Raw genomic sequence first — 21,741 nt, forward strand, 5'->3', positions numbered from 1 at the left:
GTTCACGCTGTCCTCTGACAAAGGCGGTCCCGCATGGCCCTGTTCGACCTCGCCCTCGACGAACTCCGGGAGTACCGCAGCGAGTCCGTGGCGCCCGAGGACTTCGACGCCTTCTGGTCCAAGACGCTCCTGGAGGCCCGCGAGCACGAGCTGGACGCCCGTTTCGAGCCGGTCGACACCGGGCTGTCGACGGTGACGACGTACGACGTCACGTTCGCCGGGTTCGGCGGGCACCCGGTGAAGGGCTGGCTGACGCTGCCAGCCGGGGCCGAGGAACCGCTCCCGCTGGTCGTGGAGTTCGTCGGCTACGGCGGCGGGCGCGGACTGCCGCTGGAGCATCTGCTGTGGGCGTCGTCGGGCCGGGCCCACTTCGTCATGGACACCCGGGGCCAGGGCAGCGCCTGGGGCGGTGGCGGCGGTACCCCGGACCCGGTCGGCGGCGCACCGGCGTACCCCGGCTTCATGACCCGGGGCATCGACGCGCCCGAGAACTACTACTACCGGCGGGTGTTCACCGACGCCGTACGCGCCGTGGAGGCGGCCCGCTCGCATCCGCTCACCGACGCCTCGCGCACCGTGGCGACCGGTGCCAGCCAGGGCGGCGGCATCACCATCGCCGTAGGCGGTCTGGTGCCCGACCTGGTGGCGGTCGCACCCGATGTGCCGTTCCTGTGCGACTACCCGCGCGCGACGACGCTCACCGACCGCCACCCGTACCGGGAGATCGGCCTGTACCTCAAGACGCACCGCGGCCGCGCCGCCGAGGTCCAGCGCACCCTGTCCTATTTCGACGGTGTCCATTTCGCCGCCCGCAGCACCGCGCCCGCCCTGTTCTCGGCGGCCCTGGAGGACCAGACCTGCCCGCCGTCCACCGTCTTCGCGGCCTTCAACTCCTGGGCCCACGACGACAAGCGGATCGAGGTCTACGACTTCAACGACCACGAGGGCGGCGGCCCCTACCAGGCCGAGACCAAGCTGCGCTGGGTGCGCGCCCACGCCTGAGCAGCCGAGGGGCCGGGGGCGCGGGACTCGGGGGCCCAGGGACTCAGGGTTCGGGAGTTGAAGCCAGGACAGGCACATTTTCGGCCGAACCGGCGGTACGGGCTTCACAACTGGTTTAGACCAATGCTAGATCTAGTGACGCCCCGAGCCCGCACGGCTACGTCTTGTCACCACAGGAGGCGCGGCATGGCCCGCACCACCCCCGAGTCCGCCACCACCCCCGAGTCCCGCACCACCCCCGAGTCCCGCACCACCGACGACTCCCGTTCCACCGAAGACTCCCGTTCCACCCGCTCCACCGAAGAAGGCGACGAACGGCCCCTGTACTGGAAGGTCGCGACCAGACTGCTCGCCGAACTGCGCGACGGCACCATCCCGCCGGGTGAGCGGTTACCCGGCGAGCGGCAGCTGGCCGCGCACTTCGAGGTCAGCCGGGAGACCGTCCGGCAGGCCCTGGATGTGCTGCGCCGGGGCGGTCTGGTCGCCACCGACCGGCGTGGCAGCCACGCGACCCTGCCGGGGCTGCCGGTGGAGGCCCCGGCCGCGCTCACCTTCCCGGTCGGCGCCCTGGGCCCGGACCCGACGGCGGGCGATCGGACCACGGTGGCCTGGGAGACGCCCCCGCCGGAGCACGCCGCGGCCCTGGGACTCGCCCCGCACCGGCCGACCCTGGTGCACCGCTACGAGCACGCCGCGGCCGACGGGAGCGGTCACCGCCGGGCCGTGACATCGTTCTCCTCCGTGGCCCTGGCCGAGGTCGCGGAGCTGAGCCGCTATGTCGACCGCGCCGACGGCACCGGATCGGCCGAGCTCAGGCGGGCGTACGACTGGATGCGCAAGGCGGGCCTGACCCTGCATCACCGCGATGCCATCATCCCGCTCGCCGGCGCCGCCTCGGTCCGAGTCGTCCGGCAGGTGCACGATCAGTACGCCCGCCCGCTCGAGATCACCGAGCTGGTGATGGACGACCGGCGGGAGGCCCTGGTCTACGAGTTCACGCTGCCGTCGGCGGGGTGAACGGCCGGGGCGTCGGCGAGGCCGGCAGCCGGGCGATCGGCGGGCCGGTCCGCACGCCGGGCCACCATCAGCCGAGCCCGCGGGCTGCCGTCACCGCGCCGCCCGAACTCGGGCAGGGCGTACGTCTCCACCGTGAACCCGGCCCGCACCAGCTCCCGCCGGACGTCGCCGAACCGGAAGGCGCGGTAGTACATCACGAACGGCGGCCGCCACACGGCGTTGCGCACCCGCATCACGGTGTCGAAGCCGATCAGCATCCAGAACGCCAGGCCCGTGGGGCGGGGCGGCGCGAGGACGGGGAACGCGAACGCGCCGCCCGGCCGGAGCACGGAGTGCACCTGGGCGAAGAGCCCGGGCAGTTCGCGCGGCAGGAAGTGCCCGAGGGCCCCGAAGCTCACCGCCAGGTCGAAGGCGTCCCGGAACGGCAGGGCACGGGCGTCGGCACGCACCCAGGCGGTCACGGGTGCCCCGGCACCCTCCCGAGCCCGCTCCCGCTGCCGGGCGACCGCGAGCATCCCGGCACTGAAGTCGACCCCGGTGACGCTCCCCCGGCACACCCGCGCCAGCACGTCGGTGCCTGCTCCGGTGCCGCAGCACAGGTCCAGTCCGTCGCCGAAGGTCCCTGTCCGCTCCAGTGCCGCGGCCACGGCGTCGAGCACGGAGTCCGGGGTGCGGAAGGGGGTGTGGTCGAACTTGGGGGCGAGCAGGTCGTAGCCGTGCTCGACGGACGACAGTGCCTGGACGGCGAGTTCGCTGAGGCTGGGGCCTTCGGGGCTGAACATCCAGCCCAGCTTAGGGCCTGTCCGGCGGATCATGCCGGACGGGCCCTACGCCCTGTCCGAGACGTGTGAGCGACGGTCCCGGACGGGGTGTGGACATCCCGCTGCCCGGCTCACTACGCTCACCTCGCCCGCCATAGTCAACTAGTTGCATATGAGGTGATCGGATGTACGCGTTCCGTGCTGCCGTCGAGGCGCAGGACATGGCCGCCGTCGAGGCCCTGCTCGCCGAGAACGTCGTCTTCACCAGCCCGGTGGTGTTCAAGCCGTACCCGGGCAAGGCGATCACCGCGGCGATCCTGCGCGGTGTGGCGCGAGTTTTCGAGGACTTCCGCTACGTCAGTGAGCTCAGCGGCGGCGAGGGCCGCGAGCACGCCCTGGTGTTCACGGCGCGGGTGGGCGACCGCACTCTGGAGGGCTGCGACTTCATCCACGTCGACGAGGACGGGCTGATCGACGCGCTGACGGTGATGGTGCGTCCGCTGTCCGGGGCGCAGGCACTGGCGGAAGCCATGGGCGCGCAGTTCGAGCGGATCGTGAAGGAGGCGGAGGCGCGGTCCGCATGAGCGATGCCGCGCCTCCGCCCGTCGGTCAGACCGAGGTCATACCGAAATCATGCCGCGGTCAGACCGCGATCAGACCGCGATCGCGCCACGGTCATGCCACGGTGAGGGTGAGCGCGCCGGTGTAGCTGCCGCCTGCGGTGAGCGTGGTGGTGGTGCCGTCGACGGTGAAGGTGACCTTCTTGCCGCGCGGCGCCCTGACCTCGGCGTCGTCGGCGAGGGTCAGGCTGGTCAGATGGGAGGTTCCGGTGACGGTCCACACGGAGCCGCCGGTCAACCGGACCACGACCCCGTTGTTGACGGCCGCCTGGACGGTGTTGGTGACGATGCCCAGTTCGTAGTAGGAGGAGGAGTCGATGCTGGACACCCGGTGCTTGGTCGCGGTGGCCGAGATGACGCCCTGGACGGTGGAGTCGTCGAAGGTGAGGACCATGTTCTTGCCCTTGCGCATGCCGTTGTAGAAGTCGCCGCGCAGGGCTATGGAGGTGAAGGTCGCCGCGCCGTCCGCGGTGTGGGCGGCGGTGACGTCGAAGGAGCTGTCCTTCTCCGGGTCGCCGGTGGGCTCGGTGTAGACGCCGGTGTTCATCATCTTGCCGCCCACGTTCACCGGGCCCGGGTCGTCCAGCTCCATCATCTGGAGGATGGTCCCGTCCTTCGGGTTGAGGCGGGCGCCCTGGGAGCCGTCGACGGTGATGGTGGTCTGCTGGCCCTTGTTGAGGAAGGTGGCCCGCTCGGAGTTGATCACCGTGCCGCCGTCCAGGGTGAGCGTTCCGGTGCCGAAGAACATATAGCCGAAGTGCCCGGAGTCCACGACCGTGCCGCGCACCGGGATGTCGTTCAACTCTGCGTCCGACAGCCCGAGTTCCAGTTCGGTGTTGAGCGCGGCGACGGCTTCGCGGGTGCTGTCGCCGTAGTGCACGACCGGGGCGGGCCCGGCGAGGATGGTGGCGTAGCTGCCGACCTCAAAGCGGGAGCCGAGGACGCGGACGGTGGCGTCGCCGATGGCGTAGGTGCCGTAGCCGTACGAACCGGTGTTGCCGACACGGCTGTTGATCGTGGTGAGCTTGAGCCCGCTGCCGCCCTCGACGGACAGGGCGCCCCAGGTCTCGGAGAAGACGGTGGAGTTGAGGTAGGTGGCGCGGCTGTTCTTGCCGACGAGGTTGGTGGCGCGGACATTGCCGTCGAGGCCGAGCATCCAGGGCACGGACTGCATGTACGGCGTCTCGACGGTGGCCTGGTAGTCGGCGGGCAGGACGCCGTTGCGGCAGCGGACGGTGGAGTTCTTCACGACGACGTTGGCTCCGTCGTTGGAGATCACACCGGTGCGGACCACGCCCTTGGTGCCGATCCGGGCGCCGTCCACCAGCAGCGTGGTGCCGTCGCCGTCACCGACGACCGCGGCACCGTACCCGGCGAAGTCGCAACGGCCGTTGCCCGTCAGGGAGATGGTGGGCCGGTCCAGTGTGTAGCTCGCGTCCTGCACGAACACGCCGTCGAAGCACTCGCCGGTGGACACGATGGCCACATTGCGGGCGACGGCGTCGGTGAGCCGGCCGCCGGTGACCGCGGAGAGCACCGACCTGTCGCGGTCGACGCCGTCGGCGCCCACGTAGAGGGCCTGCCGGAACGGGAAGGTGAGCGTCTCGTAGGTGATCTTGTTGGCAACGGCCACGGTGAGGACGACGTCGCCGCGGTAGGTGCCGGGCTGGATCAGGGTGGCGGTGCCGCTGGTCTCGGTGAGCTTCTGGCCGGTCTCCACACCGTCGACGGTGAGCGTGATGCTGTGTCCCTCGGGGGCGACGAGCGTACCGCCCTCGGCGATGGTGAGGCGGCTGAGGCGGGTGGTCGCGGCGAGTTCGTACGCCGTGCCGGACCCGACCGTGAGCGTCTTGCCCGACGAGACCGGAGCGGCGACGGCGGAACCGGCCGGCACCAGTAGCGCCCCTGCCGTCGCGGAACCGGCGATGAGGAAAGAACGTCGGGTGGTCAATGACATGAGGTTGCCTTCCCAAGATCAAGAAGTGTCGTCGCGCAGAGTGACGAGGCAGGGGTGCGGCACACCGGTGCAACGGCTCGGACGGAGGCGCCTGAGGTGCGCAAGAGGGAGTGAATCAGCCCTGCGCACAGGGGTCCAGGCGTCATGTACAGGCATACCGGAACCCGATGCTTCGGATCAAGGGCCCAACTCCACAATGATTACACAGAGTTGTCACAGCCGGGCAGAGGCCTCCTACGCCGGCGCTATCATCCCCGCCGACAGGTCGATGTCGGCCCCGCACAGGCCGGGCATGGCCAGCATGGCGAGCAGGGCGCGGGCGACCTCGTCCTCCTCCACCAGGCGGCCCAGCGCGGCCCGGGATGCGAAGTCCCGTTCCGCCTCTTCGGGTGTGCAGCCGGTGAGTTCGGCCGTGAGCCGGAAGTTCCGGTCCATCCGCGGGCCCCGGACCGGGCCGGGGGAAAGGGAGTTGACCGCCACGCCGCTCGGGCCCACCTCCCCCGCGAGGGTGCGGGTGAGGCCGATGAGGGCCATCTTGGACGCGGTGTACGGGGTGCGGTTGAGCAGCGGCCGTTTGCCGCTCACCGAGGCGACGTTGACGATGTCGCCCCGCCCGGCCGCGAGCATCGGCGGCAGGAAGGCGCGGCACATCAGATGGACGCCGCGGACGTTGGCGGCGAACACCTCGTCCCACTCCCCCGGTTCGATGTCGACGAGCGGGCGGACCGGACCGGCGACACCGGCGTTGTTGACGAGCAACGACACGTCCTCGTCGGCGAGTTCGGCGGAGAGGGCGGTCACCGACGCCGGGTCGGAGACGTCGCACACGGCGGTGCGGGCCGTGCCGCCCGCCTTTTCGACCCGGGCGGCCGTCTCCGCGAGGGTGTCCCGGTTCCGGCCGACCGGGATGACCCGGGCCCCGGCATCCGCGAGGGCCGGCGCGAAGGCCCGTCCCAGCGGCCCTCCCCCGCCCGTGATCAGCGCGGTGCGCCCGGCGAGGCTCACGGGGTGTTCCACGGCAGCTCGTCCCCGGCGGCCCGGGCGGCGCGTACATCGCCGGAGCGGGCGTGGCCCTCGAACAGCTCGACGCGGGAGGCGCGTCCGCAGAGCCGGCCGAGCAGCGCCTGCGAGGCGGTGTCGGTGACCTCCTGATAGGTCACCGTCCTGAGGTACTTCCCGACCCACAGACCACCGGTGTAGCGGGCGGCACCCCGGGTGGGCAGCACATGGTTGGTGCCGATGACCTTGTCGCCGAACGAGACACAGGTGCCCTCGCCGAGGAACAGCGCGCCGTACTGCGTCATCCGCTCCAACGCCTGGCGCGGCTCGGCGGTGAGCACCTCGACGTGCTCGAAGGCGAAGTCGTCGGCAAGGGCGTACAACTCGTCCAGGGAGCCGACGACATGGACCTGGCCGTGGTCGCGCCAGGCGGGCTCGGCGAAGTCGCGGGTGGGCATCCCGGGCAGCAGCCGCTCGACCTCGGCGATGGTCCGCTCGGCCACGTCGCGGGAGGTGGTGATGAGCACGGCCGGACATCCGCGATGACTGCGGCCACGGTCTCCCGCACCTGGCCGAGCGAGGCGGCGGCCTCGGCCCCGGGGACGGCGCGCTTCAGGATCTCTGCCACAACTGCGGCCTTTTTGGGACGTGTCGGAGGAGATGCGGGACAGCGGGGCGGGATCAGACGGGCGGTGCTTCGAAGAGCACATCGGGGTCGTTGAACTGCTCCTTGGCGACCGACTCGCTCATCGGGTCGGTGGTGCCCCACTGGTCCTGGGTGATGGGATCGTCGACGTCATGGCGGCCGGGGTGCCACAGGTCCTCGTCGAGGACGGCGAGTTCGGTGGTGTACTCCACGGTGTTGCCGTGCGGGTCGTGGAAGTAGGAGAAGGTGTTGTCGCCCGCGAGATGCCGCCCCGGACCCCAGGTGAGCCGGGTCCCGGCACGCAGCGCCCGCCCGGTGCCGCGCATGTATTCCTCGACGCCCCGCATCTCGAACGAGGCGTGGTGCAGGGACGGGTGGGGTCCACGGGCGACGGCGAAGGAGTGGTGCAGGGGGCTGCACCGCAGGAAGTACATGAGGTCGCCCATGTGGGTGGAGTACAGGGTGTCGGTGAGCCGGAAGCCGAGGTGGCGCACGTAGAAGTCGCGCAGGCCCGCCGGGTCCTGGGAGTTGATGACGCAGTGCGAGAGGCGGACCGGGATCGCCTCGCGCTCCTCGATCCTGCGGTGGGTGCGGGTGGCGACGTCGGCGGAGACCTCGACGACCCGTCCGTCGGGGTCGAAGAGGCGCAGCCCGTAGCCGCCGCCCGGGGTGTCCAGCGCCCTGGGCTCGTGGACGAGCCGGACCCCCGCCCGGCCGAGCCGCAGGGCGAGTTCGTCGATGTCGGCGGGCGAGGCGGCGCCGAAGGCGATCAGGTCCATGCGTTTGCGCCGGTCCTCGCGGATGCGCACGACGTACTGCTCGGGGCTGCCCTCGGCGGCGAAGAAGGCGAGCCCGTCGTCGTTCGCGATCTCGGTGAGGCCCCAGGTGGTGCCGTAGAAGTCGCGCTGCCGGGCGAAATCCGGTACGGCCAGGTCGACATGGCGCAGATGGGTGATCGGCTGGAAGGTCGTGGTCGTCGATGTCACGGTCCGCTCCTGACGGTGTTGCGCTGGTGGCCCAGGCCGGTGATCTCCGACTCCAGGACGTCCCCGGGCTTCAGGAAGACGCCCCAGTGCGCGCCGTTGCCGGCCGGGGAGCCGGTGAGAAGGAGGTCGCCGGGGCACAGGGTGGTGGTCGTGGAGGCGTACGCGATCAGCCGCGGGATGTCGAAGATCATGTCCTTGGTGGACTCGTCCTGCCGTACGACTCCGTTGTGCCGCAGGGTGATCCGGAGATCTCCCGGGTCGCCCACGAAGGCGGCCGGGACCAGGAAGGGCCCGGTGGGCAGGAAGGTGTCGGCGTTCTTCGCGGTGAACCAGTCGGTGCCGATCGCCTTGAGGTCGGGCCGGTAGAGGCGGTCGCGGGTGGTGAGGTCGTTGCAGATCGTGTAGGCGGCGACATGCTCCATGGCCGCCCCGGCGGGGATGTTCCGGCCCTCCTTGCCGATGACGAGGGCGAGTTCGAGCTCCCAGTCGTGCTGTTCGCCGAGCGCGGGCAGCACGATGTCGTCGTAGGGGCCGCACAGGGCGCGCGACGAGCCGAGGAAGAGGTACGGCACCCCGTCGCGGATCCGCTCGTCCATCATCCGCTCGGCGTCCGCGCGGGCCTCCTCAGGCGTCGCGCCGTGCACGCTCTCCTTCTCGGCGGCGACCAGATCGACCACGTGCCTGCGGTAGTTGGCGCCGCTCTGGAGGATCAGGCCGGGCTCGATCGGGGCCAGGACACGCAGTGCGGCAAGGTCGTGCCAGGGGCCGTCGGGGGACGTCGCGAGGCCTGCGAGGCGGGGCAGCCAGGTGTCCCAGTCCTCGGCCAGGGCGCGCACGGACGGCACCAGGTCGGAGAGGTCACGGACCCGGGCCCCGGCGACCAGGCCGGGGAACGGGGAGTCCGGGCCGGCGAAGGTGCCGAGCGCGAAGGGTCCGGCGTGGGACGGAAGGGTGGGATGGGACGGCGGGGGCGGAGGGGAGGGAAGCGGATCGGGCACGGGCGGCTCTCCTCGTAGGGGCGGGGTGCGGGTGGTGCCCTTGGCGAAGGGGTGGCTCCGGAGAACGGGCGGGGTACGGCCAGGGGCCCGGGACGGCGGGGTCTCGTCCTTGACGCTAGGCATCCCGGGCGGGCGGCGGAAATGGCCGTTCGCGATGCCTGCCATCACCCGGCGCCACAGCCCTGAACTGCGCCTCCATCGCCGTAGGGGATGGATGACGTGCCCCTTGCCGATGCCCCGATCCGTTGACCCCGCTCCGGCCGCCGATCAGGCTCGGAGCACCCCGAACCCGAGGAGAGCGCCGTGGTGGTCGAGCATGCCGAGCTGACGGTCGAGGAAGGCCGGGAGACGGAGTTCCAGGAGGTCTTCGGCAAGGCCCGCGAGGTGCTCGCCGAGGCAGCCGGGTTCCGCTGGGCGGAGCTGCTGCGCTGCGCGGAGCGACCGCGGGTCTTCCTGCTGCTGGTCGGCTGGGACTCGGTGGAGGCGCACACGGTCGGCTTCCGCGAGTCGGAGCGCTTCGGCCGCTGGCGGGCGCTGGTCGGGCCGTACTTCGCCGTACCGCCGAGCGTCGAGCACTACCACGAGCTCGGCCCGCGCTTCACCGGCTGACCCGGCCGAGCGCCGTCCGGCCCGCCCTCACGCGTCTGCCCACGCCCCTTCCTCCTTCCCCTTCCCCTTCCCGCTCCCGCTCCCGCTCCCGCCCCTTCCCCATCTCCTGCCTCTTCCCGCGTCTCCTGCCCCCGCCCCTACGTCCGCAAGGATCGTCCATGCCCGTTCAGAAGGTGCTCGTCGTAGGCGGCGGCATCACCGGAAGCGTGCTGTCCCTCGCCCTCGCCCAGCGCGGCGTGGACGTGGAGCTCGTCGAGATATCGCCCCGGTGGTTCGGGGTGGGACACGGCATCACCGTCCAGGGCAACGCCCTCAAGGCGCTGCGCTCGGTAGGGGTGCTGGAGCGGGTGCTGGCCCGCGCGGTGCCGTTCGACATCCTGCGGCTGCGCCGCGCCGACGGCACTCTGCTCACCGAGCTGCCCACCCCGCACACCGGCGGCGCCGAACTGCCGTCCACGGCGGGCGCGTTGCGCTCGGACCTCCAGGACGCGCTGTGCGACGCGGTGTACGCGCACGGCGTCACCGTCCGCCTCGGCCTGAGCGTCGAGCGCCTCGACCAGTCCCCCGGCCGTGCCGACGTGGTCTTCACCGACGGCTCCACCGGCCGCTACGACCTGGTGGTGGGCGCCGACGGCATCAACTCGGCGATGCGCGCCCTGATCGGCTTCCCGCAGCGCCCGCGCCCGGTCGGGATGTCCATCTTCCGGGTGGTCGCGGACCGCCCCGCCGAGATGGACTGCGCCGAGGTGTACTACGGCGGCCCCCGCTTCAAGGCCGGCTACAGCCCGATCTCCGCGGACCGGTGCTACGCCTACCTCCTCGACGAGAACCTGGACGCCTCCCTGATCGGCCCGCGTGCCCCGCTCGCCCTGCTGCGCGAACGCGGTGCCGGGTACGGCGGCACCTGGGGGAAGGTCCTCGCGGACTTGCCCGAGGACACGGCGGTGGACTACCGGTGGATCGAGACCGTCCTGGTGAACGAGCCCTGGTACCGGGGCCGCGCGATGGTGATCGGCGACGCGGCGCACGCCTGCCCGCCGCTGATCGCACAGGGCGCCGCGATGTGCGCGGAGGACGCCGTGCTGCTGGCCGAACTGGTCATCGGGGACGAGCCGGTGGAGCGGGTGCTGGAGCGCTTCATGGCGCGGCGGCTGCCGAGGGTGCGGATGGTGCTGGAGAACTCGCTGCGGCTGGCCGACTGGGAGATCAACCCGGGCACGCCGGGCGCCGATCCCGCACGGATCATGGCGGAGACGCTGACGAACCTCACGGCGGCGGCATGAGCGCGCCGCCCGTCGTCGACTTCCACGGCCATCTCGCCGTACCGGCGGCCGACGCCCTGGTCGCGGACACGCCCGGGTTCGCCGCCGAGCTGGCCGCCGAGCAGCGCGCCCACTCACCCGCCTCGCTGGCCGAGAACCGGGCGCAACTCCGGCGGCTGGCGGGCAGGTTGACCGATGTCGCCGAGCGGCTCGCGGACCTGGACGCGATGGGCGTCGGCATCCAGGTGGTCGGCCCGATGCCGATGCACCACTACTGGGCCGCCCCGGACCTCGCCGAGCGTCTCGCCCGCACCGTCAACGAGGCGGTGGCCGCGCACTGCGCGAAGGCTCCGGAACGGCTGTACGGCCTGGGCACCGTCCCGCTCCAGCACCCCGCGCTCGCGGTCGCCGAGTTGGAGCGGGCGGTCACCGGGCTCGGTCTGTACGGCGTCAGCGTGTCCACGACCGTGGACGGCCGGGAGCTGGCCGACCCGGCGCACGACCCGGTGTGGCGCAGGGCCCAGGAGCTGGGCGCGATCGCTGGAGGTGGGCGCGGTGATCGGCCGCGCCGGACGCGATCTCACACCCGAGGAGGCGCACGAGCACATCGTGGGCTATCTGGTCTTCAACGACTGGTCGGCGCGTGATCTCCAGAAACCGGAGAAGACCCTGGGGCTCGGCTTCTCCAAGGGCAAGGACTTCGCCAACACGCTCGGCCCGTATCTGGTCACCGCGGACGAGGTGGCCGACCGGCGCGACGCGGACGGCTTCCTCGACCTGGAGATGACGGTCACCCTCAACGGGGAGCTGATCGGCCGGGACACCCTGGCGAACATGTCGTGGACCTTCGAGGAGATGACGGCCTACGCGGCCCGGGACGCCTGGGTGCGGCCCGGGGACCTGCTGGGCTCCGGCACCTGCGGCTGGGGCGCGCTCGCCGAGTTCTGGGGCCGTCTCGGTGAGCGCGTCCCGGCGCCGCTGAAGCCCGGGGACGAGGTGACGCTGTCCGTGGAACACCTCGGCACCCTCGCCAACCGTGTGGTGCCCGGCAGGACCGACGCCTATCTGCCGCGTGCCCGCAAACGGGGCCGCACCCCGCGTCCCTGACCCCCGGTCCTGTCCTCAGTCCGCTCTGACCTGCACGTATCCGGGGATCCGATAACTTCTATCGGATCCCTGTGAGTTCGTACGCGACCCTTCCTAGGCCTGATTCCGGTCGTTACGCTCCGGTTTCACCGAGCTTTCACGGAGCTTCAAGGACACCGCCGGAGGGACACGACGTATGGGCCTGGGAGCGATCGACCTGAATCTTCTGGTGGCGCTGGAAGCCCTGCTCGAGGAGAAGAACGTCACGCACGCGGGGGTGCGGCTGTCGACCAGCCAGGCTTCCTAGCGTGGACGGGAGGATTCCCGCAGCCATGCTTGGAGGAGCCGTGAGCCGTACACGTCTGGCGGGCCGTACCGTCGTCGTCACCGGAGCAGCGCAGGGCCAGGGCGCCGCGGAGGCCGAGGCCGCCGCCCGCGAGGGCGCGACGGTGCTGGCCACCGATGTCCTGGACGAGCCCGGTGAGAAGCTGGCCGCCACGCTGCGCGCCGCCGGCCTCGATGTGCGCTACCGGCACCTGGACGTGTCGTCGCCGGACGGCTGGGCGGCGCTCGCGGCGTCCCTGGACGTGGTGCACGGCCTGGTCAACAACGCGGGCATCCCGATGCGGGCCCGGCTCGGCGAGGTCGAAGTCGCCGACTGGAACCGGGCATTCGCGGTGAACACGACGGGCGCGCTGCTCGGCATCCAGGCCCTCGCCCCGCTGATGCCGGCGGGTGCGTCGATCGTCAACGTCGGCTCGGTGGCGGGTCTGACCGCGCATCACGCGGTGGCGTACACCGCGTCCAAGTGGGCGCTGCGGGGCCTGTCGAAGGTGGCCGCGCTGGAGCTGGCCCCGCGGGGTATCCGCACCAATCTCGTGCACCCCGGGTACATCGAGACCCCGCTGATGGCGTCCGCGAACCCGGTGTTCGTCCGCGCCCATCTCGCTCTCACCCCGCAGGGCCGCCCCGGAAGCGTCGACGAGGTCGCGCCGCTGGTCGTCTATCTGCTCTCCGACGAGGCGTCGTACGTCAACGGCGCGGAGATCACCGTGGACGGCGGCTACTCCGCGCACGGCGGTGTGAAGGCGATCACCGACGCGCTGGACGCGCCGGTCAGCCCTTGAGCTTCTCCAGGGTGGACCGGGCGTCCGCCTTCATCCAGTCGGTGACCTCGTCCAGTTGGGGCGCGGTGCTGCTGGAGGTGCCGAAGGTGCTGTAGTTCATCGTGTACGTCAGCCAGCCGTCCCGTACGGCGAGGCTGACGTACCGGGAGCCGGTGGAGGAGCCGCTGAGGGTGTCGTAGCTGACCACGTACGCCTCGTCGCCGATCCCGTGGACGCTCTCGACGTCGTAGTCGGTGTGGCTGTCGCCGTAGTTCTTCCACACGGCGGTGAACTCCGGCCCGGGGTCGGTCTTCTTGTGCAGGTCGGCCTGGAGGGTGAGATAGGCGTCGGAGTACGTCGAACCGCTCTCCTTCAGCCCGATGCTGCAGTAACTCTCGTCCAAGGCACCGGACTTGAGGGAGCTGCGACTGGACGCCGAGGTGGTGTCGTCCTCGGGGTACTTCTCCTTGAACGACGAGTAGTCGGCGCCCGAGCAGAGATTCGACGGCACCGAGTAGCCCCGCAGGTCGGCTCTGTCGCCGAAGCCGCCGGTCAGAAAGACCCCGGCCGCCCAGGCCGCGGAGGCCGCGAGGGCACCGACGGCGGCCCACAGCACGGCGCGCCCGCCTCTGCCGCTGCCTCCGCCGGCGCCCGGCGGCGCGGGCAAGGGCGCGGTTCCGTAGGACGGCGGCTGGGCATAGGGATTCTGCGGAACCGGGGACTGCGGATGCGGATAGGGGTACGCGGTCGGCAGGGGCTGCTGCGGGGCGGGCGGCTGCATGGCCGGGATCGTCGGGGTGGGCGCCACGGGGGGCGGCTGCTCGGGAGGCTGCTGCGGCTGCTGCGGGGACGGCGGTGGCGTGGACATGCCGCGAAGATAGTGCAGAGTAGATGGTCAAGTCCCCTGAAATCACGCGTCGTTATGCTCTGGGTACATCTGTCACAGGAGACAACGCAGGACGACGACGCTGTAAAGGGCCGGGGGCCGGGCCCCCGGTCCTACGGCGGCCCTCACGCGGTCGCGGTCTGCACCGCCGTCTCGCCCTGTGCGCCCGCCGCCGCGCGGGCGGTGTTCTTGCGCACGAGCAGCAGCGTCACCACCGCGCCGAGCAGGGAGGCGCAGCCGCAGATCAGCACGCCGACCGCCATACCGTGCCCGAGGGCGGTCTGAGCGGCCGCCCTGGCGCTGTCGCTGCCCGCGTTGACCACGGCCAGCGGACCGGCCGCCGCCTCCATGCCACGCGCCGATACCGGCGAGGGCCTGGCCGACCCAGAGCATGGTGATGTTCTGGGACAGCGCGTTGAAGAGTTCACCGAGCGCGAGGACGAATCCGCCGAGGACCAGCAGACGTTTGCGGCCGAAGAGATCGCCGACCACGCCGAAATTCAGTTCCAGAATGGCCGTGGGAAGAATGAAAGCGGACGTCACCCAGGCGACCTGGGAACCGGACGCCCCGAAAGCGGCCTGGATCTCCCCGTTGATGGGCGAGGGAACGGTGATGCAGAGCTGCGCGGCGGCAACCGCGAGACAGCACGCTATCAGCGTGCCCGCGTCGAGTCTTTTCACGGCGTTGGTCATTCCGTACTCCATCTCACGGGGAACAGTGGTGCCGGCGCGGCGGGAACAAGGGGAACGGGGAAAGCCTGGAAAGCCCGGAAAGCCTGGGAAGCTGGGGAAGCGGGGGAATCCGCGGTGCCGAGGTCGGCGCGTCGCATCAATCGGCGGACCGGGGGCGGCGTTCCATGAGTTCGATGAGATTTCCCTCGGGGTCGCTGACCCAGGCCATGCGCACTCCGGGCTCGGGGGACGGCCCGGGCGGCAGGACCTCGCCCGCCCCATGGGCGAGCAGTGCCCCGTGGACGGCGTCGAGTTCGAGGGTGGTGACCGCGAAGTGCCCGTACCCCTCGGTGAGGGCGGCGGTCAGCGGGTCCGGGGCCCTGAGGCCGGGTGCGGAGCCGGGGCGGGCGAGCAGTTCGAGGCGCCAGCCGTCCTCGTGCTCCAGGACGACAGCGGCCAGACCGGGCCCGTCCAGCCGGAACTCGAAGACTGGCTGGAGAGCGAACGCCGCCCGGTACCAGGCGGTCAGGGCGGGCAGGTCGCGCACGGTGACGCCGACGTGGTCGAAGCTGACGTCCATGGGCGCTCAGCCCGCCATCGCGCTGTCGCCGCCGTCGACCATGAGGTTGGCGCCGTTGACGAACGCGGCCTCGTCGGAGCAGAGGAAGGCCGCGGCCCGGGCGATGTCCTCGGGTTCACCGACCCGTCCCACCGGGATCCTGGCCTCGAACCGGGCGCGGGGGCCGTCCGGGTCGTCGAGGAAGGGCGCGGTGGCCGAGGTTCGGGTCATGCCCGGGGCCACGGTGTTGACGCGGATGCCGTGCGGGGCACCGGCCGCGCACAGGTGTCTGCTCATCGCCAGCACCCCGCCCTTGGCCGCGCCGTGCGGCACCATCGGCATGAACGGCGCGCCGCGTACGGCGGCGACGGAGGCGACGTTGAGGACGGCCCCGCCTCCGCGGGCGATCAGATGCGGCCAGGCCGCCCGGGTGCAGAAGTACGGGATGTCCAGCTCGTTCCTGAGGGTGAAGTACCAGTCGTCGGCGGGCATCGTCTCGAAGGGACCGTTGCGCAGCGCGGAGGCGTTGTTGTAGAGAATGTCGACCCCGCCGAACGCCTCGATCCCGGCGTCGATCCATTCCTTCGCGCCCTCTTCGGTGGACAGATCGACGGGCGCGATCGAACGCATCACGCCACCCGTCTCCTCGACGAGTTCCACAGTTTCTACAGCGCTCTTCTCGTCGATGTCGCAGCCGAATACGCGGGCGCCCTCGGCGGCGAATATGAGTGCCGCGGCGCGGCCGATCCCGGCTCCTGTTCCGCTGATGAAGGCGATTTTCCCGGCCAGTCGACCCATGATTGCCAAGTCCCCTTGTCCCATGCCGCCGTGGTGCGGTGCTCGCAGCGTAGGGAGGGCCTTTCGCCGGAACAAGAAATCCGTCCGGGAAGCTCCATCGGGGGTTCGTATGGCAGGTATGCGGGCCGGGGGAATGGATGCGGGCCCGTGTGTGTTGACAGTGGCGGGAACGCCGCCGCACCTCCCCCGTTGTTTCGAGCCCGCTCCGGCTGGGCAGTGGTACGGTGCTGACAGCACTTGTGTACGCCCCGGTTGTGGGCGCCGGTGCCAGTTCGGTTCTCCCGGTTCACCGATCGGTCCGCAGAGACGGACCACGGTGATCAGTTCTCCAGCATCCGCTCGGCGGGCGACGGACACGTCGCCGTCCGGCCGCGGTGCTGTTCCCCGCCGCCCTCACGAGGCGCCCGCAGGCCCTCGTCCGCGCGGCTCTCCCCTTCCCCACCGCATGTCTCATGCCGTACGTCCGCGAAAGGACACCAACCCCATGACCACCACACTCGAACATCTCCCTGTGCGACAGCGGCCCCCGGCCCGGCCCGTCACCGGTGTCCTGGACATCGACACGAGCGGGAAGGGGCATCTGCGCGACCTCAACTGCCCTCCCACACCCACCGATCCGACCGTCTCCGCCGCGCTGGTGCGCCGTCACGGACTACGCAAGGGCGACCTCGTCGAGGGCCTGCGCGACGGCCGTGTACTCACCGAGGTCCGGCACGTCGGCGGGCAGGCGCCGGACGTGCTCCGCGGGCGCCGCGCGTTCGCCGACCTCACCCCGCTCCATCCCCGTGAGCGGCTGCGGCTGGAACATCCGGCCGCGGGTCTCACCGGGCGGCTCATGGATCTGCTCACCCCCGTCGGCAAGGGCCAGCGCGGGCTGATCGTGGCCCCGCCCAAGACCGGCAAGACCGTCCTCCTCCAGCAGCTCGCCGCCGCCGTCGCCGGCAACCATCCCGAGTGCCGGCTGATGGTCCTGCTGCTCGACGAACGCCCCGAGGAGGTCACCGAGATGCGCCGCTCGGTGCGCGGGGAGGTGTACGCCTCGACGTTCGACCGCACGCCCAAACAGCACATCGCCCTGGCCGAACTGGTCGTCGAGCGCGCCAAGCGGCTCGTCGAGGCGGGCGAGGACGTCGTGATCCTGCTCGACTCGCTCACCCGGCTGTGCCGGGCCCACAACAACGCGGCCGCCGCGGGCGGCCGTACCCTCAGCGGCGGGGTGGACGCCGCCGCCGTGACCGGCCCCAAGCGGTTCTTCGGCGCCGCCCGGCTCGCCGAGGAGGGCGGCTCGCTCACCGTCCTCGCCACCGCCCTCGTCGAGACCGGCTCCCGTGCCGACGACTACTTCTTCGAGGAGCTGAAGAGCACCGGCAACATGGAGCTGCGGCTGAACCGTGAGCTCGCCTCGCGCCGCGTCTTCCCGGCCGTCGACATCACGCCCTCCGGCACCCGGCGCGAGGAACTCCTCCTCTCCCCCGCCGAGTCAGCGGCCTCCCGCGGTCTGCGCCGGGCGCTCCAGGGCGGCCGGGACGGCAGGGACGGCCAGGGCGGCGGCCTGGAGACCCTTCTGGAGCGGCTGCGCACCACCCCCGACAACGCCACGTTCCTGCGGCAGATCCTGCCGACGCCGGCCACCGGGTGACCCGCCGCCTTCCCGTCGGCAGATGACGCGCCGCCAGAACGCCCAGACTGGCGACGCACCGTGGCAGCGCACCGTGGCGGCGCACGTGGCGACCCACCGCCGGGTGATGCGGCACCGGGACCGCGCTGCGGCATCCGGGTGCCATCGCCCCCGCCCCGGCCCGGCCATCACGGCGTCAGGCACCCGTATCCTACGTTGATTCGTATGACTATCGGATTCTCGGCCCGGACCGTCATGGCGACCTGCGCGGTCTGTCTCTCGTCCGCCCTCGCCCTCACCCCCGCCTCTGCGACGGCCCGCACCGGGAGCGCCCCCACCCCGTCGCCCGGGTCGAGGACGGTGACCGCGCGAGCCGCACCGGCCCCGCCGGCCCTGCTCGACGAGTCCGGCACCCAGGTCCGCCCGCACGACGGGGCACCGGACGTCCCCTCCGTCTCCGCGCTGTCCTGGCTGGTCGCCGACGCGGACACCGGCGAGGTGCTGGCCGCCTCCGACGCGCACCGGCGGCTGCCGCCCGCCAGCACCCTCAAGACCCTGTTCGCGCTCACCGTGCTGCCCGTCCTGCCCGCCGGTCTGCAGCACACTGTGACCCCGGAGGAGCTCGACGGCATCGGCGAGGGCAGCAGCCTCGTCGGGGTCGCCGAGGGCCACACCTACCGCATCGCCGACCTGTGGCGGGGTGTCTTCCTCAACTCGGGCAACGACGCCGTGCACGTGCTCGCCTCGCTCGACGGCGGCTGGGAGACCGTCGCCGCCCGGATGCAGGCCAAGGCCCGCGATCTGGGCGCGCTGGACACCCACGTCGTCTCGCCCGACGGCTACGACACACCGGGCCAGGTGTCCTCGGCGTACGACCTGGCCGTGTTCGGGCGGGCCGGACTGCGCAACGCGGACTTCGCGCGCTACTGCTCCACCGCCGAGGCGATGTTCCCGGGTGACGGCTCGTCGTACGGGATCCAGAACACCAACCGGCTGCTGACCGGGGCGAACGGTGTGACGCCGTACCCGGGGATCATCGGGGTGAAGAACGGCTACACCAGCAACGCGGGCAACACCCTGGTCGCGGCGGCCCGCAGGGACGGCAGGACCGTTCTGGTCACCGTGATGAACCCGCAGTCGGGCGGCGGTCTCGCGGTGTACGAGGAGGCACGCGAGCTGCTGGACTGGGGCTTCGCGGCCGCCGGTCATGTCGACCCGGTCGGCTCCCTGGACGCCCTGCGTCCCCGGCCCCGGGCGCAGGCCCAGGCCCAATCCCGGGCCCAGGAACAGGCCCAGGCTCAGGCCGGTCCGTCAGGGCGTCCGGTGGCGGGGTCCGCCGCCCGCACCGAACCCACCGCAGGGCCGGTTTCCGGGTCCGGGCCCGGACCCTGGTGGCCGGTGACCGGTGCGGTCACCGGTGCCGCACTGCTCGGGGCAGGGGCCGTGGCGCTAGTGCTGCGGGCCTTGTTCGGCAGGAGCGGCGGCAGCGGCGGCGGATCCGCCGACGCGGCACGGTCCGTACGGGACTGACCCACCGGGAGCCGCAGCAGCAGACCCAGCGTGATCCAGGTGTAGATGTTGCTGCCGAGGAAGCCGTCGAGGCCGGACGCGTCGTGGAACCACAGCCACACCACACTGGTGCACAGCACCGCGTACAGGGCACCCGCCAGGCGCGGGCGTCCGGCGCGGACCAGCACCGCGAAGGACGGCAGCAGCCAGACGAGATGGTGCACCCAGGTGATCGGGCTGACGAGGCAGGCGGTCAGTCCGGTGAGGGCGAGCGCGGCGGGCCGGTCGCCCGCCGCGACGGCCCGGCGGGCCCGCAGCGCCCATACGCCGAGGACCAGCAGCACGGCCGTCGCCCAGACCGGCCGGTCCGGTACGCCGAGACGGGCCAGGACGCCCTGGAGCGACTGGTTGGAGACGTAGTCGAGGCGGCCGACCCGGTCGGTGTCCCAGAGGGCGGTCGTCCAGTAGTGGCGCGAGGCGTCCGGGGCGATCAGATGGGCCAGCAGGGTGGCCCCCGCCGCGACCGCCGTCGCCAGGGCCGCGGCGCGCGGGCGGCGGGCGAGCAGCAGCAGGCCGATGAACAGGGCGGGGGTGAGCTTGATCGCGGCGGCCAGGCCGATCCCGGCGCCCGCCCAGCGGTGTCCCCGGCCCGCTAGCAGCCGTCCGTCGGCAAGCACCAGCGCCAGCAGGACGAGGTTGACCTGGCCGAAGCTGAAGGTGTCGCGCAGCGGCTCGAACAGGGCGAGGAAGCAGGCGGTCAGGGCCCAGCCGTACCAGCCGTGCCGCCGCAGTTCGGGACCGGCGAGGAGGTGGACGACGACGGCGAGGGCGGCCAGGTTCAGCAGGAACGCCAGGGCGATCGCGGTGTGCAGTGTGACCAGGGCCATGGGCAGCATCGCGACGGCGGCGAAGGGCGGGTAGGTGAAGCCGTAGCCGGTGCCCGGGACCTGGTAGTCGTAGATGCGGCCGCCGTGGTGGATCCAGGTGTGCACGGTGCCGTAGTAGACGCGCAGGTCGAACCAGTCGCGCAGCAGCGGCACGGTCGCGGTGAACACGGTCACCGCGGCGGCCAGGGCGAGCAGCAGGAGCAGTCTGCCGCGGTCGGTGCCGGGCAGGGTCGTGCGGTGCGTCCTCGGCTGCGGGCCGGGGGCTGTCGTCATGCGGTGCGCTCCCATGCCGGGGCCTGGGGCCGGCTCGCCTGGTGGGCCTGCCGGAGGACGACCAGCGCAAGGGCTCCGCCGGAGACGGCGAGCAGCAGTTGCCCGGTGTCGGCGGGGCCGCCGCTGGGCAGTGCGGCAAGGGCGAGCACACCGGTGACGGCGGCCATCCGGTGGCGTACGGGGGTGTCGGGTGCCGCGGCGGCGATCAGGAACAGGCCCCACAGCGCGTACCAGGGGCGGATCGCCGGGCCGAAGGCGGCGATCGCGGCGAGGCTGAGCCCGAGGGCGTAGACCGGCGAGGGGCGCAGCCGCCGCCATATGGCGAGGACGACGGCCGCGGTGATCGCGAGCCCGAGCCCGTGCCAGACGGGAACGGCGAGGGGCGCGAGACCGCTGCCGAGCCGTTCCAGCAGGGCACCGGTGGCACGGCCGAGCAGGCTGCTGAGCGCCCAGTTGTGCGGGGAGACGGGGGTGTCCAGGGCGCGTATCCAGCCGTAGCCGGTGCCGGTGGCGGCGGTCGCCGCGACGGTGATGACGATCGCGGTGGCCAGAGCGGTCGGCACGACCCTCGCCGGACGCCGCCCGGCACGCAGTTGGAGGACGACCACGACGACGAGCCCCAGCACGGCGGGTGCCTTCACGAGTGCGGCCAGGGTGATCAGTACGGTGCCCGGCACCGGCCGGTGGCCGAGCGCCGCCACCAGGCCCATGCCGAGCAGCCCGAGCATGATCGCGTCGTTGTGGGCGCCGGCCACCAGGTGGAGCAGCACCAGGGGGTTGAGCGCGCCCAGCCAAAGGGCGGCGGCGGGGTCGGCGCCGCAGTGCCGGGCCAGCCGGGGCAGCGCGGCGGCCATCAGGGCCACGCCGAGCAGGGCAACCAGCCGCATGGCGAACAGTCCGGCGGGCAGCGCGCCGCGGGTGAGGCCGGAGAGCGTGGAGGCGACGGCGAGGAACACCGGGCCGTACGGTGCCGCGGTGTGCCGCCACAGCGGGGCGACCTCGTCGGCGAGCGGTCCGCCGAGCTGGTCGGGGCCGTGGGCGTAGACGTCGATGTGGGCGTCGACCATGGCGCCCTGCGCGAGGTAGCTGTAGACGTCCCGGCTGAACAGCGGCGGCGCCAGCAGCAGCGGGGCGGCCCAGACGACGAGGACCAGCAGCAGGGCGCGCGTCGAGGGCGGCCGGGGTCCGCGCACGACCCTGCCGAGCAGCGCCCAGGCGGCTATCAGCAGGACGACGCCGAAGTACACGCAGACGAGCCCGAGCGCGGCACGGGCCTCTTCGGTGCCGACGAGTTCCCGTACCGGCAGTCCGGCGGTCTCCCCGCCCAGCGCGAGTACGGCGGTACCGGCGAACCCGAGAGCGTGACAACGACGGAGGTCGACGGGGAAAGCCATGGCCAACACCCAGGCAGCATGTCAACACCGGGTAGCCGGAACCCGACGTCCCACCCTCCGCGCGACGGCCTCCGCATGACCGAAAAGTGCGCGCCC

Annotated in this window: 20 protein-coding genes and 3 pseudogenes; 10 read left to right on the forward strand and 13 right to left on the reverse strand. The window is 72.0% G+C overall.

Annotated features, from left to right (window positions below; genetic code table 11):
• The first annotated feature begins 33 nt into the window (after positions 1 to 33).
• Together ACSYGN_RS39930 and ACSYGN_RS39935 are read left to right on the forward strand one after the other, a co-directional pair.
• On the forward strand, positions 34 to 1,002 hold the full coding sequence (locus ACSYGN_RS39930) for an acetylxylan esterase (protein ID WP_460405527.1): 969 nt from the start codon (positions 34 to 36) through the stop codon (positions 1,000 to 1,002).
• 186 nt (positions 1,003 to 1,188) lie between these two features.
• Positions 1,189 to 2,019 carry a GntR family transcriptional regulator gene (locus ACSYGN_RS39935; protein ID WP_460405529.1) on the forward strand — a complete coding sequence of 277 codons (831 nt, stop codon included), beginning with the start codon at positions 1,189 to 1,191 and terminating at the stop codon, positions 2,017 to 2,019.
• On the opposite strand, the gene ACSYGN_RS39940 is transcribed toward ACSYGN_RS39935, so the two are convergent.
• Positions 1,989 to 2,801 carry a class I SAM-dependent methyltransferase gene (locus ACSYGN_RS39940; protein ID WP_460405532.1) on the reverse strand — a complete coding sequence of 271 codons (813 nt, stop codon included), beginning with the start codon at positions 2,799 to 2,801 and terminating at the stop codon, positions 1,989 to 1,991. The genes ACSYGN_RS39935 and ACSYGN_RS39940 overlap by 31 nt on opposite strands.
• A gap of 164 nt (positions 2,802 to 2,965) precedes the next feature.
• Between ACSYGN_RS39940 and ACSYGN_RS39945 the strand changes: the two genes are divergently transcribed.
• On the forward strand, positions 2,966 to 3,364 hold the full coding sequence (locus tag ACSYGN_RS39945) for a nuclear transport factor 2 family protein (RefSeq protein WP_460405535.1): 399 nt from the start codon (positions 2,966 to 2,968) through the stop codon (positions 3,362 to 3,364).
• A gap of 91 nt (positions 3,365 to 3,455) precedes the next feature.
• Here the strand turns inward: ACSYGN_RS39945 and ACSYGN_RS39950 are convergent, their stop codons facing one another.
• The 5 genes from ACSYGN_RS39950 to ACSYGN_RS39970 form a co-directional block, all read right to left on the reverse strand.
• Complete coding sequence (locus tag ACSYGN_RS39950) at positions 3,456 to 5,357, reverse strand: hypothetical protein (protein ID WP_460405537.1); 1,902 nt, start codon at positions 5,355 to 5,357, stop codon at positions 3,456 to 3,458.
• 234 nt (positions 5,358 to 5,591) lie between these two features.
• Positions 5,592 to 6,362 (reverse strand): SDR family NAD(P)-dependent oxidoreductase, encoded by a 771-nt coding sequence (locus tag ACSYGN_RS39955; RefSeq protein ID WP_460405539.1) that lies wholly within the window; start codon positions 6,360 to 6,362, stop codon positions 5,592 to 5,594.
• On the reverse strand, positions 6,359 to 6,883 hold the full coding sequence (locus tag ACSYGN_RS39960; protein WP_460405541.1) for a histidinol dehydrogenase: 525 nt from the start codon (positions 6,881 to 6,883) through the stop codon (positions 6,359 to 6,361). Before ACSYGN_RS39960 ends, ACSYGN_RS39955 begins: the two co-directional genes overlap by 4 nt.
• A gap of 154 nt (positions 6,884 to 7,037) precedes the next feature.
• A complete protein-coding gene (locus tag ACSYGN_RS39965) occupies positions 7,038 to 7,988 on the reverse strand; it encodes a VOC family protein (protein ID WP_460405543.1) in 951 nt (316 codons plus the stop codon).
• Positions 7,985 to 9,151: a fumarylacetoacetate hydrolase family protein gene (locus tag ACSYGN_RS39970; protein WP_460405545.1), complete on the reverse strand. Its 1,167-nt coding sequence runs from the start codon at positions 9,149 to 9,151 to the stop codon at positions 7,985 to 7,987. Before ACSYGN_RS39970 ends, ACSYGN_RS39965 begins: the two co-directional genes overlap by 4 nt.
• 138 nt (positions 9,152 to 9,289) lie before the next feature.
• Here ACSYGN_RS39970 and ACSYGN_RS39975 point away from each other — a divergent pair, with 138 nt between their 5' ends.
• The 5 genes and pseudogenes from ACSYGN_RS39975 (at position 9,290) to ACSYGN_RS39995 (ending at position 13,070) form a co-directional block, all read left to right on the forward strand.
• The gene (locus ACSYGN_RS39975; protein ID WP_460405547.1) at positions 9,290 to 9,595 is read left to right on the forward strand and encodes an antibiotic biosynthesis monooxygenase family protein; all 306 of its coding nucleotides are present in this window, start codon (positions 9,290 to 9,292) and stop codon (positions 9,593 to 9,595) included.
• A gap of 158 nt (positions 9,596 to 9,753) precedes the next feature.
• Positions 9,754 to 10,878, forward strand: a complete 1,125-nt coding sequence (locus tag ACSYGN_RS39980) for an FAD-dependent monooxygenase (protein ID WP_460405549.1) — start codon at positions 9,754 to 9,756, stop codon at positions 10,876 to 10,878.
• Positions 10,875 to 11,504, forward strand: a complete 630-nt coding sequence (locus ACSYGN_RS39985) for an amidohydrolase family protein (protein WP_460405551.1) — start codon at positions 10,875 to 10,877, stop codon at positions 11,502 to 11,504. Before ACSYGN_RS39980 ends, ACSYGN_RS39985 begins: the two co-directional genes overlap by 4 nt.
• Positions 11,398 to 11,964 (forward strand): annotated as a pseudogene (locus ACSYGN_RS39990) (fumarylacetoacetate hydrolase family protein); the annotation flags it as partial. The gene ACSYGN_RS39985 and the pseudogene ACSYGN_RS39990, both read left to right, overlap by 107 nt.
• A 326-nt stretch (positions 11,965 to 12,290) precedes the next feature.
• Positions 12,291 to 13,070: an SDR family NAD(P)-dependent oxidoreductase gene (locus ACSYGN_RS39995; RefSeq protein ID WP_460405553.1), complete on the forward strand. Its 780-nt coding sequence runs from the start codon at positions 12,291 to 12,293 to the stop codon at positions 13,068 to 13,070.
• Here the strand turns inward: ACSYGN_RS39995 and ACSYGN_RS40000 are convergent.
• From ACSYGN_RS40000 to ACSYGN_RS40020, 5 genes and pseudogenes are all read right to left on the reverse strand, one after another.
• Positions 13,060 to 13,917, reverse strand: coding sequence for a hypothetical protein (locus ACSYGN_RS40000; protein ID WP_460405555.1), 858 nt, complete (start codon positions 13,915 to 13,917; stop codon positions 13,060 to 13,062). The genes ACSYGN_RS39995 and ACSYGN_RS40000 overlap by 11 nt on opposite strands.
• A gap of 143 nt (positions 13,918 to 14,060) precedes the next feature.
• A complete protein-coding gene (locus tag ACSYGN_RS40005) occupies positions 14,061 to 14,285 on the reverse strand; it encodes a hypothetical protein (RefSeq protein ID WP_460405829.1) in 225 nt (74 codons plus the stop codon).
• Positions 14,286 to 14,349: 64 nt separating this feature from the next.
• Positions 14,350 to 14,640, reverse strand: a pseudogene (locus ACSYGN_RS40010) (MFS transporter); the annotation flags it as partial.
• A gap of 124 nt (positions 14,641 to 14,764) precedes the next feature.
• Positions 14,765 to 15,187: a VOC family protein gene (locus ACSYGN_RS40015; protein WP_460405557.1), complete on the reverse strand. Its 423-nt coding sequence runs from the start codon at positions 15,185 to 15,187 to the stop codon at positions 14,765 to 14,767.
• A 6-nt stretch (positions 15,188 to 15,193) separates the two neighbouring features.
• Positions 15,194 to 15,964 (reverse strand): SDR family NAD(P)-dependent oxidoreductase, encoded by a 771-nt coding sequence (locus tag ACSYGN_RS40020; RefSeq protein WP_460405559.1) that lies wholly within the window; start codon positions 15,962 to 15,964, stop codon positions 15,194 to 15,196.
• Between the two features lie 484 nt (positions 15,965 to 16,448).
• On the opposite strand from ACSYGN_RS40020, the gene rho reads away from it, so the two are divergent.
• Positions 16,449 to 17,603: a transcription termination factor Rho gene (gene rho, locus ACSYGN_RS40025; RefSeq protein ID WP_460405561.1), complete on the forward strand. Its 1,155-nt coding sequence runs from the start codon at positions 16,449 to 16,451 to the stop codon at positions 17,601 to 17,603.
• 204 nt (positions 17,604 to 17,807) lie between these two features.
• Positions 17,808 to 19,112: a D-alanyl-D-alanine carboxypeptidase family protein gene (locus ACSYGN_RS40030; protein WP_460405563.1), complete on the forward strand. Its 1,305-nt coding sequence runs from the start codon at positions 17,808 to 17,810 to the stop codon at positions 19,110 to 19,112.
• A 272-nt stretch (positions 19,113 to 19,384) separates the two neighbouring features.
• Here ACSYGN_RS40030 and ACSYGN_RS40035 read toward each other — a convergent pair.
• Together ACSYGN_RS40035 and mptB are read right to left on the reverse strand one after the other, a co-directional pair.
• Positions 19,385 to 20,266, reverse strand: a pseudogene (locus ACSYGN_RS40035) (glycosyltransferase family 87 protein); the annotation flags it as partial.
• The gene (mptB, locus tag ACSYGN_RS40040; protein WP_460405565.1) at positions 20,248 to 21,645 is read right to left on the reverse strand and encodes a polyprenol phosphomannose-dependent alpha 1,6 mannosyltransferase MptB; all 1,398 of its coding nucleotides are present in this window, start codon (positions 21,643 to 21,645) and stop codon (positions 20,248 to 20,250) included. The gene mptB and the pseudogene ACSYGN_RS40035, both read right to left, overlap by 19 nt.
• Positions 21,646 to 21,741: the final 96 nt, after the last annotated feature.

The organism is Streptomyces sp. YIM S03343, from assembly GCF_054729195.1.